This is a genomic window from Chryseobacterium contaminans (genome assembly GCF_001684955.1).
GTDB lineage: Bacteria > Bacteroidota > Bacteroidia > Flavobacteriales > Weeksellaceae > Chryseobacterium > Chryseobacterium contaminans.
Map to the genome: position 1 here is coordinate 1 of NZ_MAYF01000257.1, position 17,095 is coordinate 17,095.

11 protein-coding genes and 1 riboswitch are annotated in these 17,095 nt (G+C 36.3%); of the genes, 3 read left to right on the top strand and 8 right to left on the bottom strand.

All coding sequences use genetic code 11. The features are described 5' to 3' along the window. Positions 1-169: 169 nt before the first annotated feature. The 3 genes from BBH99_RS13135 to BBH99_RS13145 form a co-directional block, all read right to left on the bottom strand. Positions 170-1,399, bottom strand: a complete 1,230-nt coding sequence (locus tag BBH99_RS13135; RefSeq protein ID WP_066696382.1) for an efflux RND transporter periplasmic adaptor subunit — start codon at positions 1,397-1,399, stop codon at positions 170-172. A 46-nt stretch (positions 1,400-1,445) separates the two neighbouring features. After that, positions 1,446-5,807: a CusA/CzcA family heavy metal efflux RND transporter gene (locus BBH99_RS13140; protein ID WP_073300025.1), complete on the bottom strand. Its 4,362-nt coding sequence runs from the start codon at positions 5,805-5,807 to the stop codon at positions 1,446-1,448. Positions 5,808-5,944: 137 nt separating this feature from the next. Beyond that, on the bottom strand, positions 5,945-6,268 hold the full coding sequence (locus BBH99_RS13145) for a DUF6660 family protein (RefSeq protein WP_066696384.1): 324 nt from the start codon (positions 6,266-6,268) through the stop codon (positions 5,945-5,947). 443 nt (positions 6,269-6,711) lie between these two features. Between BBH99_RS13145 and BBH99_RS13150 the strand changes: the two genes are divergently transcribed. Continuing rightward, a complete protein-coding gene (locus tag BBH99_RS13150) occupies positions 6,712-7,536 on the top strand; it encodes an FkbM family methyltransferase (RefSeq protein ID WP_066696386.1) in 825 nt (274 codons plus the stop codon). A gap of 92 nt (positions 7,537-7,628) precedes the next feature. Continuing rightward, on the top strand, positions 7,629-7,850 hold the full coding sequence (locus tag BBH99_RS13155; RefSeq protein WP_066696394.1) for a hypothetical protein: 222 nt from the start codon (positions 7,629-7,631) through the stop codon (positions 7,848-7,850). A 225-nt stretch (positions 7,851-8,075) separates the two neighbouring features. On the opposite strand, the gene BBH99_RS13160 is transcribed toward BBH99_RS13155, so the two are convergent. Together BBH99_RS13160 and BBH99_RS13165 are read right to left on the bottom strand one after the other, a co-directional pair. Further along, complete coding sequence (locus BBH99_RS13160; RefSeq protein ID WP_066696395.1) at positions 8,076-9,569, bottom strand: RagB/SusD family nutrient uptake outer membrane protein; 1,494 nt, start codon at positions 9,567-9,569, stop codon at positions 8,076-8,078. A 19-nt stretch (positions 9,570-9,588) separates the two neighbouring features. Further along, positions 9,589-12,525: a SusC/RagA family TonB-linked outer membrane protein gene (locus BBH99_RS13165; RefSeq protein ID WP_066696397.1), complete on the bottom strand. Its 2,937-nt coding sequence runs from the start codon at positions 12,523-12,525 to the stop codon at positions 9,589-9,591. A gap of 83 nt (positions 12,526-12,608) precedes the next feature. Next, a riboswitch (SAM riboswitch) is annotated at positions 12,609-12,705 on the bottom strand. 245 nt (positions 12,706-12,950) lie between these two features. Between BBH99_RS13165 and BBH99_RS13170 the strand changes: the two genes are divergently transcribed. After that, positions 12,951-13,358 carry a type II 3-dehydroquinate dehydratase gene (locus BBH99_RS13170; RefSeq protein WP_066696399.1) on the top strand — a complete coding sequence of 136 codons (408 nt, stop codon included), beginning with the start codon at positions 12,951-12,953 and terminating at the stop codon, positions 13,356-13,358. A 190-nt stretch (positions 13,359-13,548) separates the two neighbouring features. On the opposite strand, the gene pckA is transcribed toward BBH99_RS13170, so the two are convergent. From pckA to fabD, 3 genes are all read right to left on the bottom strand, one after another. Beyond that, on the bottom strand, positions 13,549-15,165 hold the full coding sequence (pckA, locus tag BBH99_RS13175) for a phosphoenolpyruvate carboxykinase (ATP) (RefSeq protein WP_066696401.1): 1,617 nt from the start codon (positions 15,163-15,165) through the stop codon (positions 13,549-13,551). A gap of 127 nt (positions 15,166-15,292) precedes the next feature. Beyond that, a complete protein-coding gene (locus tag BBH99_RS13180; RefSeq protein ID WP_066696409.1) occupies positions 15,293-16,198 on the bottom strand; it encodes a GYDIA family GHMP kinase in 906 nt (301 codons plus the stop codon). Between the two features lie 15 nt (positions 16,199-16,213). Then, complete coding sequence (gene fabD, locus BBH99_RS13185; RefSeq protein ID WP_066696411.1) at positions 16,214-17,089, bottom strand: ACP S-malonyltransferase; 876 nt, start codon at positions 17,087-17,089, stop codon at positions 16,214-16,216. Positions 17,090-17,095: the final 6 nt, after the last annotated feature.

Genomic DNA, 17,095 nt, shown 5'->3' on the forward strand with positions numbered 1-17,095 from the left:
CCTTAGATTTTCAAAGACTTTTGTAGTTCAGGAAACATCTAATAACTTCAAAATACTTCCTGTAAGATGATCTTTACTTTCCCCTCAGCCGGTTTTTTATATTTCAATATAGTAAGCCCGTAAACAGCTCTAATTTACATATAAAAATCGACATATCATTGTTTCTTAATTAATGTTCGTGTTCTCCTGAATTCACTAATTTGGCATTCACAAAGAAGGCGGATTTCACTACAATTTTAGCGTTATCCGGAATATTCCCTACAGGCGTAATGGCCGTATAGCCCATATCTGAAGTTCCTTTCACCACTTCTACTTTTTCAAAATTCAATGTTTTAGGATGAGGTTTTCCTTTTTCATCATGCTCTTCTTCTACTTTTTTATCGGTTTGAATAAAGACATAGAACTTTCCGTCTGCCTCTACTATGGCTTCAGTAGGAACAGCAGGAGTAACACTTTTATCAAGACTTACGATCCCGGTGATATTCATTCCATCAATCAATCCTGCTTTATTTCCGATTACTTCGCAGTGCATTGAGATCGTTTTACTTTCATTTTCAAAAGAAGATCCTATGCTGTAAATTTTAGCATCATATTCTGTTTCCGGATTATTGGTCAGTTTGAAATGAACAATCTGCCCCACTCTCATCTTTGGAAGGTCTTTTTCAAATACCTGAAGATCCAGGTGAATAGAACCGTTATCAATTACAGTGGCTACAGGAGACGAAATATCCACATAGCTTCCTATCTGAGCGGTAATACTGCTGATGGTTCCACTAATCGGAGCTGTAATCACCAATCCGGATCTCATATTTCCATTGTTGACATTTCCGGGATTGATTCCCATCATCTGAAGCTGTTTTAGGAGGGATGCTCTTTTGGTTCTTAATGTTTTCAGCTCTGCATCCGCACTTTGAAGATTCTTCTTAGCTCCTGCATCATTATCAAAAAGCTCTCTTTGTCTTCTGAATTCCTGCTCTGCATAGGTAATTCTACTGTTAGTTGTTAAATAATCTTCCTGAAGCTGTATGTATTCCGGATTGGCAATGGTTGCAATCACCTGGCCTTTTTTCACAATGCTTCCTACCTGGATATTGATTGTTTTGATAATTCCTCCGTACAAAGAAGTGATGGTTGCTTTATTGCTGTTCGGTACACTCAAAAGACCATTAGCTTTGATGGTGGAAGTAAGTTCTTTCATTTCTACGGTTCCTAAAGTCACTCCTACCGATTTCATTTGCTCTTCCGTTAAAGACGCGATAGTTTGAGGCTCTTCTTCATGGGCCTGTTCCTTCTGTTCTGTTTTTTCGGGAGCTTTTTCTTCTGCAGCTTCTTTTTTCCCGCAGCTTACAGCCAACAGAGAAATGAATACAAGGGCTATGATATTATATTTGAGTTTCATATTTGAATTTTTATCTATACTAAGGTCGTTTGAAATCGACTTCATATTATTTATTAATGATTGAGTTAATAGTGACTACAGCCTGGTTCACCTGTTGGATGGATTCCAGATATTTCAACTGAATATTGGTTGCAGTTTGTAGGGCAAAAAGATATTCCACATAGGAAATTTCACCTGTTTTATATCCTAACTGAGCTGCTTTTACAATTTTCTCCGCATTGGGCAGTGCCTGATTGGTATAATAATCATACTGCTGTATATCCTGCTGATATTGATTAAAAGCGTTTTCCAACTGTGCTGTAAGCTGTTTTTTTTGCATCCTTGCATTGGTTTCCGCTACCTGTTTATCATATTCCAGTGCCTGCATTCTTGCTTTTGTAGCACCAAAAGTCAAGGGAATAGATACACCAACGGTAGCTGATTGAAAACGTTTTCCGGAATCATAAAAATTCTCCTGACCATTGATGGTATGAAAACCGATCAGTGACTGATTGGTATATCCTAAACTAAAATCCGGTAATCCTGTGGCTTTTTCAACCTTTTTATTCTTCTCCGCAATTTCCATTTCGTGATAAAAGGCCTTAACCGTAGGATTATTGGCAACAACACTGCTATCCAAAACATTCTCAGCCTTCAAAGGTTGATAATTGGTATTGAATGGCACTTCCAGATTTTCAGACGTATTTAAAAGTGTTTTTAAATTTTTATAGGCATTATTCAGATATACTTCATTCTGTCTCAATAGCAGATCTATTTCTCCTTTTTGAGTTTCTGCTGTATTGATCTCAATCTTTTTGATGTCTCCTGCTTTAAATCTTACGGTTGCAATCCTGATAAATTCGTCATAAAAGCCAGCCAGATCGGTCAGTTTTTCTTTGTTATACTGAAGATATTCAATCTGGTAGTAATAGGTTCGGACGTCTTTAACCAATTCATTGGCGGTGATCTCCTTATCAATCTGTTTGCTTTTAATGGTTTCATTAATAAGCTCCTTTCTTGCTTTAAATAAGGTTGGAAAGGGAATACTTTGTGAAATAGCAAACGACTGGTCAAACTTTGGGCTATTGTATTGTCCTAATTGTGCATCAAAGCTTAATTTGGGAAGTTCTTTAACTGTAGGTCTCAAAGCTTCGGCTGATTTTATGCTTAAATCCTTTGACTGCAGGGTTAAATTATTATCCATTGCCATTTGAACTGCCTCTTCCACAGATATTGGTCTGGATTGAGCTTTAAACGTCTGTCCAAGCATCATTAATCCGAAAACAAGAACAATGGTGAATGACTGCATATTGTTATTCTTTCTTTTCAAAATCTTTGTATTAAAAATAATATACAACATTGGGAGAACGAATAATGTAAGGAATGTAGCGGTTACCAGGCCTCCGATAACTACGGTTGCCAAAGGCTTCTGTACTTCCGCTCCTGCTCCTGTAGAAATAGCCATTGGTAAAAATCCTAATGAAGCTACTGTGGCTGTCATCAGAACGGGTCTTAATCTGGTTTTAGTTCCTTCAAAAACTCGTTTTAAAATATCAGTTTCTCCCTCTTTTTCAAGCTGATTAAAAGTCCCTATCAATACAATTCCGTTAAGTACTGCAACCCCAAACAAGGCAATAAATCCGATTCCGGCACTGATACTGAATGGCATATCTCTCACCAAAAGAGCAAAGATACCTCCGATAGCACTCATTGGAATGGCCGTAAAGATTAAAGTAGCCTGTTTGAATGATTTAAATGTGAAATACAGCAACATGAAAATAAGCAGTAAGGATACAGGAACAGCGATCATCAGACGTTTACTGGCTTCCTGAAGGTTTTCAAACTGTCCGCCATAGGTAAAATAGTACCCGGATGGCAATTTCACTTTATCAAGCTTGGCCTGAATGTCCTTTACCACACTTTCCACATCTCTTCCTTTAACGTTAAAACCTATTACGATCCTACGTTTTCCCTGTTCACGGCTGATCTGTGCCGGACCAAGCTTATAACTCACATTCGCAACCTGTGATAATGGAATCTGAGCTCCTGTGGCAGAGGTTATCATCAGGTTATTTACATCTGAAATATCGGTTCTGTGAAGACTGTCCAAACGAACAACCAGGTCAAAGCGTCTTTCATTTTCAAAAACCTGACCGGCAGCCTTTCCTGCAAAAGCAGTACTTACCGCATTGTTGACATCTTCTATATTTAATCCGTAATTGGCAATTCTTGTTCTGTCATACTGTACGTTGATTTGTGGAAGTCCACTAACCCTTTCAATCTGAGGAGCTGTAGCACCATCAACGGTTTGAATGATCTTTCCTACTTTATCAGCATACACCGCCAATGAATCCAGGTTTTCACCAAAGATCTTCACCGCAACATCCTGTCTGATCCCCGTCATCAGTTCATTAAAACGCATTTGGATAGGCTGGTTTTTCTCAAAGAACACTCCTGGGATGGTTTCCAACTTTTCACTGATCTCATCAGCAAGTTCATTGTAGGATTTTTTAGTTTTCCATTCACTTTGTGGCTTTAGCACTACGATCATATCGGTAGCTTCCGGTGGCATCGGGTCTGTAGGAACTTCGGCAGATCCGGTTTTCCCGACTACCATTTTCACCTCATCAAATTGTTTGATAATTCTGGAAGCCTGCATGGAAGTTTCTATACTCTGGCTGAGTGAACTTCCCTGTGGTAATATACAGTGGAAGGCGAAATCTCCTTCCTGCAATTGAGGAATAAATTCACCACCCATATTTTTAAAAACGAAAGCTGCAATCAGAAAGACAGCTACCGTTGCTGAAACAATAATATATTTTACTTTGATGGCTTTCTGTAATAATGGCTGATAAATCTTCTGCAGATAGTTCATCATTTTATCTGAGAAAGTTTCTTTGTGAGATATTTTCTTGGATAAGAATAAAGCACTCATCATCGGAATATAAGTCAAGGAAAGAATTAATGCTCCAAGAATGGCAAATCCAACTGTTTTCGCCATTGGGGTAAACATTTTCCCTTCTACTCCCGCCAAAGTAAGGATCGGAATGTATACAATCAGGATGATAATTTCCCCAAAAGCAGCGCTGCTTCTGATTTTTGATGCGGAAAGGAATACTTCTTCATCCATTTCAGACTGCGTTAATGTCCGCATTGATTTCCTTACTCCCAAATGGTGCAGGGTTGCTTCTACAATAATTACGGCTCCATCTACAATTAGTCCGAAGTCTATCGCTCCAAGGCTCATCAGGTTGGCACTTACCCCAAAGACATTCATCATTCCCAAAGCAAATAACAGGGATAACGGAATGGCTGACGCTACAATTAGCCCTGCTCTAAGGTTTCCAAGGAAAACCACAAGAACGAAAATAACGATCAAAGCACCTTCAATCAGGTTTTTTTCAACGGTACTAATGGCTCTTCCTACTAAATCTGTCCTATCCAGGAAAGGTTCTATCACCACATCATCCGGTAAAGATTTCTGAATGGTAGGAATTTTTGCTTTAATATTATTGACAACTTCATTACTGTTAGCTCCTTTAAGCATCATCACTACTCCACCTACCGCGTCTACTTTTCCGTCATAGGTTAATGCTCCATAACGAACAGCGCTTCCTAAACGAACGTCAGCAACATCTTTGATGAAGATCGGAACACTTCCTGTCTCATTTTTAACGGCAATATTTTTAATATCTTCAAGTGAAGTTACCAATCCGATTCCACGGATGAAGTAAGCGTTGGGTTTCTTGTCAATATAAGCACCTCCTGTATTTTGATTGTTTTTTTCAAGAGCTGTAAAGATTTCGGTAATGCTTGTTCCCATGGCTTTTAGTCTGTTAGGATCAATGGCCACTTCGTATTGCTTTAATTCACCTCCAAAACTGTTGATCTCAGCTACTCCCGGAGTTCCGTTGAGCTGTCTGCGAACGATCCAGTCCTGCATGGTTCTAAGTTCTTTAGCATTGTATTTCTTTTCACTTCCTTTTTTAGGATGAAGAATATATTGATATACTTCTCCAAGTCCCGTACTTACTGGAGCCAATTCGGGAGTTCCAACACCTTTGGGAATTTCTTCCACCGCATTTTTTAGCTGTTCATTAATAAGCTGTCTGGCAAAGTAGATGTCAACATTTTCTTTGAAAACGACTGTAATAACAGAAAGTCCGAATCTTGAAATACTTCTTGTTTCCTGAATATCCGGAACATTCGCTATACTTTGCTCAATGGGAAAGGTTACCAATTGTTCAACCTCCTGCCCTGCCAATGTAGGACATGCCGTAATGATCTGAACCTGATTATTGGTAATATCCGGCACGGCATCTATGGGTAATCTGGTGGCACTCCAAGTTCCCCATATGACCAATAGCAGCGTCATAATACCAATAACAACCTTGTTCTTGATACTGAATTTTATGATTTTATCTAACACGATTTTTATTTAATTTTATTGAAAATACAGGCATACAGCATAGAATACTGCAGCAAAAATATCCTGAAAACCTCTGCAATGGTATTGCAAAGTTTCAAGTAGGTTTAGAAAGCATAACTTTCTAACAATCAATACAATTAAATTTTAGGAGGCTGCCATATAGGATCGTATACCTGATAGGCAAAGTCGCTTTTATGAAATAAGATCTTTTTCGAGAAATAACCAGGAATCTGCTCAGGAATTTCCAATAGAGGATCCATTTTAAATGCAGAAACCGTCATCTGGCAACAGCTGCAGGCACACAATGGAGAACAGATATCGCCTTTGTCTGTAGAATGATTCTCAGAAATACTTAAAGAAATTCTTTTGTTTCCTGAATTTAATGGATGAGACACATCTTCACATGGCATCAATGATAACGCCATGAAATAAATTGCCAATATCCATCTTAACAGGTTCATTGCTACAAAGGTAAAGTTTTTTTCTAAAATGGGTGAAACTTCAGACAGGTGACAAAAATCAAGTTTTTTTCATACTTATAATCTTTCCCAAAATCATATTTATCACTCTACTGTTATTTATTTCCAAAAAAATGCCATACTTTTTATTGTATCCATTAATATAATCAACAAAACAATAAATCAACCTAAAATACCGATTTATAAATAGTTAATCATATTTTCCAATTGGGATTTATTACCTTTGCAAAAAATTAAATAACTATTATTAAAGTGAAAAAACAATTCACACCTTCTCAGAAATATTTCCTTTTTTCAAATTCAAAAAACCACTTTATTTACTAATATTATGAAACGAACACTGCTAGTTTGCAGCACTACTACATCCAAAATTTTTGCGCAAAACTTAACTTTTATTATCAATCTGAACCATTAACATCTAAATTATGCTTATCAGTAGACTAGGTACAATCCTTTCTAAACTTATCTTTTGCTTTAAGATTAACTCTTCTTTTTCTCAAACATTTCTTTTCATAAAAAACTCTAAAAAATACTCATCAAAATTTAAAAAAAATATTTTTTTAGGAAAAGAAAACAATGATATTGTAACATATAATTTTATTTTATCACAAAAAAATGTCCCTGTTCACATAAGGACTTATTCAGGTGATTTTGATATATTTTATGAAGTTTTTTGGAAAAAAACATATCATATACCAACAGATCTTTTTTTATCTGATCCTCAAATTATAATGGACTTAGGGGCCAACGTAGGTTTAACATCTGTATTTTTTGCATTACAATATCCAAAAGCAAAAATATATGCTTTAGAGGCAGAAGCAGAAAATTATGAAAGTCTTAAAAAAAATGTTTCATTTTCCAATAATATCATTTCTGAACACGCTGCTATTGACACTAAAGATGGAGTTGTATTTCTTTCCTCCCCTGATTTATCATATAACTTTAAAATTTCAGATCAAATAGAAGAAAACAGCAATTCGGTAAAAGCATACAGTATGCAGACTTACATGAATGGACTTGAAATAGATCATATTGATCTGTTAAAAATAGATATTGAAGGTTTGGAACAACTTCTTTTAAAGAATAATAATACATGGCTTAAAAATGTGGATAATATTATTATAGAACTACATGATCCCTATACTATAGATCAGCTAAGAAATGATTTACTACCTTTTAAATTTAAAGTCTTTGCTCCTGATTCTTTTAAAGGACTAAAAATGATTTATGCAACAAAAAATAATATTTAAAAATATATAATTATGAGAAAAAGTTTAATGACTGCAAGTTTTTTATTATCATTAACTATTTATGGACAGTCATGGAATTTATAATATACTCAATGGAAAATAATAAAACCGAATTAAAAAAAGCCGATATTAAAAGACTTATTGAGGTTTTAATTAATGAGTTAGATAAATTAAATGATTCAGCTTCTTTTGATTTTGACAGTGACTTATATTGGAATATTACTGATGATGAATTATATAACCCACACAAGGATCCTGCAGAATTGACAATGGGGAGCTTAGTTGAGGATTGGGAATTTTACAAAATGTTTTAGATGGAAAGCGAGAGATGATAGACTATGATTTATCTAAACTCTCATCTCTTCTAAGATTTCTAGGAAAAAGTATGATTATTAAAAAAGCTCAGGATACGAGTAATTTTAAACAGTAAAAATAATTATAAAAACAAAACCGTTGCTTTTTAGCAATGGCACTTTGTTAATCAAAAAACCACCGCAAAGCGGTGGCTAAAAAAATCAAATCTAATTATGGACTGTAGATTATAAATTGGGATTATTTTCAATCTCTTTTAGTGGAATACTGAATAAATAATAAGGACTGTTCGGAACAAACGGAGTCTTGTTCGGAAGATCAAAAACAGTGTGCCCTTTCCCATCAACGGTTTTTACAGTTCCGTTAGGGGTTGTTATCTGAACTTTGATTGGCTTTCCTTCCGCATCTGTAAACGGCTTTCTTTCTACGGTTCCCTGCGTTCTGATAATATCGGAAAGTGAGAATCCTTCTCCAAACAATTCTTTTCTTCTTTCAATTAAGATTTCCTTTACCACATCATTTTGTGCTAATGATCCTGTATAAGCATCTGCATTTCTGGCAGCTCTCAGTTGATTCAAAACAGTTACCGCCTGAGTTACATTTCCATTTCTTGCTTCTGATTCTGCCTCAATCAGGTACATTTCAGCGGCTCTCATATAGACAATATCCGCAATAAGAGTAGACTTAAATTTGAACTTAGCATACCTCAACAATCCTTCTCTTCCCGGGAGACCATCCCATGAGAATAATTGGGATCTGATATCATTGGAATCAAACAATTTTTTAAAATAAGGATCTGCCATAAAGCTGTAATAATAACTTCCCGATGAAGATACATCCAGATAATGGAAAGCATAACTTGCATCTGACATCTCCTGGGTTTGAGCATGTCCCCAAATCCATTCACCGTTATTAATGTCATTGAATCCTTCTTTATACTTTTCCGGAGTCATCAATGCAAAACCTTCTCTTGCTGTTTTTGCAGCTGCTGCAGCTTTACTCCACTCCCCTGTATTCAGATATACTCTTGCTAAAATACCGTTCACTACGTTGCGGTTGATTTTATCTTTGTTATTTCTTGTATAGTTCTTTAACAAATTATCCGCATCTGTAAGATCACTTTTAATTAAAGTATAAACATCCTCCAGACTGGATTTTTTCTTTGTAGCAGAGCCTGTTGTTGAAGGTTCCGTATAAATTGGCGCAACTAATGCTGACTTATCCTTAAGGTAGCTGAACTGATAAAAGCTGGCAATATTCAGATAACAGAAAGCACGCAATGCTTTTGCCTGCCCCTTTACCTGGTCTTTTTTTGCCTGGCTTCCTTCCGAAGCATCAATTTTTGCAATAACATTATTCATATTATTGATGGTAGAATATAGCATGGTCCAGATAAATAATGGACGGCCAACTGTATTATTCACCATTTCCGTGAAATCATAGGTAGACGAGAAACCATATTTATTGGTTAATACCGCTACATCGTTTCCCATTGCATCACTTGCTCTTAAAACAGTTGAATATCCGATGTTTGCAAAGGTAGTTCCGTCATTATTGAATTTTGCCCAGGTTCCGTTGATAACCGTTTCCGCACTTTCAGCCGTTTTGAAAACCTCAACACTGTTGGCCTGATCCGTAGGAGCAGTATCCATTTCACTTTCACAACTTGAGAGTGACCATAATCCTATTAAAGCAAAAGACAAATATTTTAAATTTTTCATTGTTTCAAATTTTTAAAGGTTAAAACGTTGCCTGAAGACCAAAAGTGACCGTTCTCATTGCCGGGTATCTGTAATATGTTGTTCCGTCCAAGGCCTGTTCAGGGTCCATTCCTTTGTGTTTATAGAAGGTCAGAAGATTTTCTGCCTGCAAATAAATTCTGAATTTCTTTAATCCGATTGTTTCAAAGTAATCAGAAGGAAGTGTATATCCTAAACTCACATTTTTAAGTCTTGCATACGTTCCTGAATAAAGAAATCTTGTAGACTGTGAAGTCCAGTTATTCGTTTTTGTGCTTAAAGCAGGAACATCCGTATAAGGATTTTCCGGGGTCCATCTGTTCAGCATTTCTGTCCCCCATGCACGTCCGCCTAAGTTTCCGCTGTGGAGGATGGAAGCATAATCTGTATCCAGGATCTTTCCACCAATTTTAAATGTCAGTAATGCTGAAAAATCAAAGTTTTTATAATTGATGCTTGTGCTTACTCCTCCTGTTAGCTTAGGTAAGGCAGATCCCTGTAAGATCTTTGTAGCTTTAGCATATTCTGAAGTTGTTCCTTCGACCATATTTCCGTTGGCATCCTTAGTAATGGTTTTCCACAATGGCTTTCCGTTACTTGGATCTACCCCTGCCCATTCCTGAAGGTAAAAATCATATACAGAACCTCCTAAGTTTAATTGTTTGGTTGTTCCTACAACAAGCGGCCCACCAGGTAATTTTGTAATTTTATTATTTAAAGTACTCAAGTTAATGTCAACATTCCACTGGAAATCACTAGTTTTTACAGGTGTTGTGAACAATGAAAATTCAAAACCTGTATTCTTGATCGTTCCAACATTGGCCGGATAGTCGCTTATTCCTAAAGACGGAGCAACCGGTACATTAAACAGGAGGTTTTTACTTTTTCTTTCAAAATATTCTATATTTCCTTTAATCCTGTTATTAAAAATTGCAAATTCCAATCCTATATTTGAATTAAGGTTAGTTTCCCATATCAAATTAGGAGTACCAACTTTTTCCAATGTTGTTCCAGGCTCACCGGCAAGAGGAAAATTTTTATATAATTCCTGATAAGCATAATACAGCGCGGAACCATTTGGCTTCTGTAATTTATCATTCCCCTGTCCTCCATAACTTGCACGCAATGTTAAAAGATTGAAGAAATCCAGATTTCTGATAAACTCTTCGCTTGAAAGCTTCCATGATCCTCCTACAGACCAGAATGTACCCCATCTGTTTTCTTTTGCAAATCTTGAAGAACTGTCTGCCCTTGTTGATGCGGATAAGAAATATTTATTGTCAAAATCATACTCAACTTTTCCAAGGAAACTCAACAAACTCAGTTTATCACTTTTACCTCCGAAACTTACTAACAGGGATGCAGCATCAGGCTCATAATAATTAGGCAGTGAAAAGCCTTGTCTGCTACCAGAAATAATCTGATAATCATATTTATAAAATTCCTGGCCTGCCAACGCATTAATATGGTGTTTCCCAAACCTCTTGTCGTAAGTTAAAATATTACTGGTTGTGTAAGAAAGTGTTCTGCTGTTAGATTTCGAGACAGAACCACCAGTCTCTTTTCCTTCTCCAAGAAGTGGATTTGTATAATAATGCTCATTATAACTTACTACATCAATAGAAAAGCTAGATCTGAACTTCAATTCAGGAAGGAACGTAAATTCCATAAACCCTTTTCCTGAAAAGTTATCGATCTTATTTTCATTTTTATCCAATGGCAAACTTGCTGCCTGATTTTGATTCTGAAGGGCTGCTGTAGGCCTGTATTTTCCAAAATCATAAACCTTGTTTCCTTCAGCATCCAAGACATAAGAACCATCAGGATTTCTTTCATAATAAGGATAGAAAGACGGAATAGCTCTCGCAGCCTGAATAATATTACTCGATTTAGAGTCTGAAGAAGTAGGAGCCTGCTGGATACTGTTGGTATAACTTAAGTTTGCCCCAACATTCAACCAGCTTTTAACCTCAGAATTGATCTTTAATCTGGTATTGTATCTTTTAAACCCTGATTCAATGGCCATTCCTTTATCATCAAGATATCCTAGTGAAAAGAAATAGTTACTTTTTTCACTTCCTCCACTGATATCAAGATCTACCTGGTTTCTGGAAGCAACTCTCTGCAAAATATCTCTCCAGTCATCATTCCACAAAGCTTTTGCTCCTGGTAATAATTTACCGTCTGTTCCTACAGGTTTTGGATAATTAACACCATAAGGATTAATTCCTAAGTTGGAAATAATATTATCTGTTGCCATTTGGGCTGCCTGCTGGGCATTGATCTGGCTGGACTGGTAACCATTCCTCATTGCTTCCCAATACAATTGGAAATACTGATCTGTATTCACCTGTTCATAATCTTTTACTGCTCTTCCCGAGAATCCCTGGCTGATATTCAGATTTACTCTGGCCTCCCCTTTTTTACCGGATTTTGTGGTAACGATAATAATCCCGTTTGCCCCTCTTGAACCATACAAAGCACTTGCTGTAGCATCTTTTAAGACACTGATAGATTCTATATCGTTAGGGCTGATCGCATTGATATTTCCGTCAAAAGGAATCCCATCCACAACGTACAAAGGCTCACTGGAAGCACTTACCGACCCTACTCCTCTAATTCGGATCGTAGAGGTGGCTCCAGGTTGTCCAGAAGCACCGGTAACCTGAATTCCGGGCACCTGCCCTTCCAATGCTTTTGTTACATTGGTAACAGGTCTGTTATTGATTTTATCACTGGAAATGGTTGCCACTGAACCTGTGTAGCTGTTTCTTTTCGCTTTTCCATAAGCTACCACAACTACTTCATCAATTTCTTTTTCTTTAAGGGTATCTTTTTTCGGTTTTGAATTCTGTGCGCTTACACTTACAATTCCCAGAAAAAATACTGCAACTGGAGGAATCCAAACTTTAGAATTAAATAGATTTTTATTAATCATAATCAATTTTGTTTACCATATATTAAAATTTTGCCTTTTACTGAAAAACCAGCAAAGGGCATCGATAAATACGATAAACCAAATGCTTATTTTTCCTTTAAAGGCTGAATGTAACACCTTACTTAATGCAGGTTGTCAAGATATCATTGGGTCAGTTCCCTCCATCTTTCTTTATAAGCCGATCGAAATATGGTTGCAAAGCTATAAACTTTTAGTCTATAAAACAAGTAGACTTATGGTTTTTTTCATGATAATTTTTCAAAAATTAACATAAGTTTTTATTAAAAGCCATTACAAAAAGGAGTTGCAGTAATTATGATTTTCTCAAACATGATAAATATCATTATTAATAATTCAATAAAGGAAAGCTCTCAATTAGCAGATTTTTTTGATTTTTAATTAAAAAAACTTTTTAATTTTATAGAATGAAAGTTTTGATTATAAATGGGCCTAATCTGAATCTTTTAGGCACCCGTGAACCTGAAATCTATGGAACTGTTTCCATGGAAACTTATTTGGAGAACTTAAAATCTGAGTTTCACTCTCATGAATTAAGCTATTATCAATCCAATATTGAAGGAGAGCTTATCAACAGGCTTCAGCAGGATGATTTTGATGCAGTGGTAATTAATCCCGGAGCTTTCACCCACTATTCCTACGCTATCGCTGATTGTCTGAAAAACATCAGAAAACCTAAAGTAGAAGTTCACATCAGCAATATCTATAAAAGAGAAGAATTCAGACAAAAATCTGTTACCGCAGCCAATACAGACGCAGTTTTATCCGGATTCGGGATGGATGGATACCGATTGGCTATCCTTAGTTTAAAGTAAAGAAATGATAAATCAGTTGATTTATACTGGATATAACATTTAGCTAGCAGATTTAGCAGATTAGGCAGATTTTAATTGTATTAGTTTATCATTTACCCCACGAGCATCTGCGAAATCTGCCTGATCAACTAGAGATAAAAAGTAAAAAAGCCTCATCAATGATGAGGCTTTCTATTTATATAATATCTGATTAGATAGTTTGTTCCTGTAATTGAGGTCCTGACGCAATTAATCTCTTACCTTCTTCAGTATCACAATACTGTTCAAAGTTTTTGATATATCTTGAAGCAAGATCTTTTGCTTTTTCTTCCCATTCTGAAGCACTAGCATATGTATCTCTAGGATCAAGGATGCCTGTAGAAACATTTGGAAGTTCAGTAGGAATTTCAAGGTTCATAATTGGAACCTGAGTTTTAGGAGCGTTATCAATAGAACCGTCAATAATTGCATCAATGATTGCTCTTGTATCTTTCAGAGAAATTCTCTTACCAGTACCATTCCATCCTGTGTTTACTAAATAAGCTTTAGCACCGTGCTCTTTCATTTTACCGATCAATGTCTTAGAGTACATTGTTGGGTGTAATGTAAGGAAGGCTTCACCAAATGCCGGAGAGAAAGATGGTTGAGGTTCAGTAATACCTCTTTCAGTTCCTGCTAATTTAGATGTATAACCACAAAGGAAGTGGTATTGAGCCTGATCTTCATTCAGAATAGAAACCGGAGGAAGTACTCCGAATGCATCTGCTGAAAGGTAAACGATCTTTTTCGCATGACCAGCCTTAGATGGTAATACAATTTTATTGATATGATAGATTGGATAAGAAACCCTTGTATTTTCAGTGATAGATCCGTCAGTGTAATCTGCTACACCATTGTTGACCACAACATTTTCAAGAAGTGCATCTCTCTTGATAGCAGCAAAGATATCCGGTTCTTTTTCTTCTGACAGGTCAATAACTTTAGCGTAGCATCCTCCTTCATAGTTGAATACTCCATTGTTATCCCATCCGTGCTCATCATCTCCGATAAGATATCTTTTCGGATCTGCTGATAACGTAGTTTTACCAGTTCCTGAAAGACCAAAGAATAAAGCTACATCTCCTTTTTCACCTACGTTAGCTGAACAGTGCATAGAAGCCATTCCTTTTAATGGAAGGTAATAGTTCATCATTGCAAACATCCCTTTCTTCATTTCACCTCCGTACCAAGTACCTCCGATGATCTGTAGTTTTTCAGTAAGGTTGAACATGATAAAGTTCTCTGAGTTTAATCCCTGAGCTTCCCAGTTAGGATTTGTTGTTTTAGAACCGTTGATTACTGTGAAATCCGGCTCTCCAAAGTTTTCAAGCTCATAGTGAGAAGGACGAATAAACATATTAGTAACAAAATGCGCCTGCCATGCAACTTCAACGATAAATCTTACTTTAAGTCTCGTATCTGCATTGGTTCCGCAGAATGTATCTACTACATAAATCTTTTTAGATTCAGCAAGTTGGTTCAGCACTAGTTCTTTACAAGACCCGAAAATTTCTGCAGTAGTAGGTAAGTTTACTTTACCATCCCAGAAAATTGTATCTCTTGTAACATCATCCTGAACAATATATCTGTCTTTAGGTGAACGACCTGTGAAAATTCCTGTTTTTACTGATACCGCGCCCGATTCTGTAAGTTCCGCTTTCTCAAACCCCTGATTTTCAGGAGAAACTTCAGCCTGATATAATTCTTCATAAGAAGGATTATACACTACTTCATAGTTTCCTTTAATCCCTAATTTCTCTAAATCCTGGATGATTTTAGTGTTTTTCATTTTACTTATATTTTCTATTTCTTTATTGACCTCAACAAAAATAATATTAATTATTTGTTAAAGGTGGTTTAAATATACTGATATAAGTCAGAATGACAAATAAAAAAACAAGCTTGTAAGTTACTGATTATAAATTAATTAAATCTGAGCATTCAAAAACGGTAGTAAATCCTTTCTCCCAAAAATAGTCTTTAAAGCCCCCAAATTTGGCACTCATCACGAAATCTCCACCCCAAGCCCCTAAACTTTTAACAAATGTGGGGCAGTCTGGAAATACTCTCTCCTTAACTGCAGGAATTTCAATAAAATCGGAGATTTTACGTTCATGAATCATCATTAACTCAGAAAAATTTTCCAATTCATTGCATAATAAAATTTTCTTTGTGATATCTGAAAATTCATCTACCAATTTCTGAGACTTCTTTTTGGATTTATAAAGATTGATTCCCTCCCTGCTGTCCTGCTTCTGATTTAAGTGAATAAAGATCAGCTCATTTTTAAAGGAGGGATTAAAATCTACCTTCTCATATCTGATTTCTGGCTTACTCTGAAAAAGTACTGCTGACCTTTCTTTTGCAACCGCTATATCATATCCGCTTCCTCCCAAACTGATTGTATTTAAATAGAAAGGATCTATATCAGCCCATTCTGCAAGATTGTTCATTAATGTTGAACTGCTTCCAAGGCCATAATCAGCAGGAAACTGAAGGTTAGTTTTTAGGTGGTAAGTAAAATCGTTTTTAAATTTTGTAGTAGAAAGCTGCTGAACATTCTTTAATGTCTTTAGAATAAATTCAGCGCTTGATGGAATATTGGTTTCCAGAATCTGCCACGTTTTATAATCAATGACAGCCTTTAACCAGGGTTTGTTTTGATGAAGGGCTTCCCAAAGAATCAAAGACTGATGATCATCTTTTTCTTCAAAGAAAAACTCTTGTCCCAGCTTGGTAGGTACCGCTAAGACAAGAGCTCCATCAATTGCGAAATATTCTGAAGTAAGCATAAGCTTGCCCGGTGAAAATATCGCGTTCATAATTTTTGTAATTAATTAGATAGCAGAAGTAGATTCTACTGATCCGTCAATTTTTTTGATTAATCCCTGAAGGGTTTTTCCGGGTCCAACTTCTACGAAATTAGAGGCACCGTCTTTAATCATATTTTGTACAGATTGAGTCCATTTTACAGGGCCTGTAAGCTGATCAATAAGATTTTGTTTGATCTCATCTGGATTTGTTACTGCTGTAGTAGTAATATTCTGATATACAGGAATAGTAGCTTTTCTGAATTTAGTATTTTCGATAGCAGCTGCCAGTCTTTCCTGAGCCGGCTGCATCAACGGTGAATGGAATGCTCCGTTTACCGGTAATAATAAAGCTCTTTTCGCTCCTGCTTCTTTTAATTTCACACAAGCTTCTTCTACTGCAGGTGTTTCTCCTGAGATCACCAATTGCCCCGGGCAATTATAGTTTGCCGGAACTACAATTCCATTAATCTGTGCACAGATTTCTTCAACTTTAGCATCCTCAAGACCTAAAATAGCGGCCATTGAACTTGGATTAGCATCACAAGCTTCCTGCATCGCTTTTGCTCTCTCAGAAACCAATTTCAAACCATCATCAAAAGATAAAACGCCATTCGCTACCAATGCAGAGAACTCTCCTAAAGAATGTCCTGCTACCATTTCAGCTCCAAGACCATTTACTGCTTTTAATGCTGCTACTGAGTGTATAAAAATTGAAGGCTGGGTAACCTCTGTTTTCTTAAGATCCGCATCCGTTCCGTGAAACATAATGGAAAGAATATCGAAACCTAAAATTTCATTGGCAGATTCCATCAGATCTTTAATATCTTTTCTAGAATCATACAATTCTTTTCCCATTCCTACGAACTGAGACCCCTGCCCTGGAAATACAAGTGCTTTCATGTATTG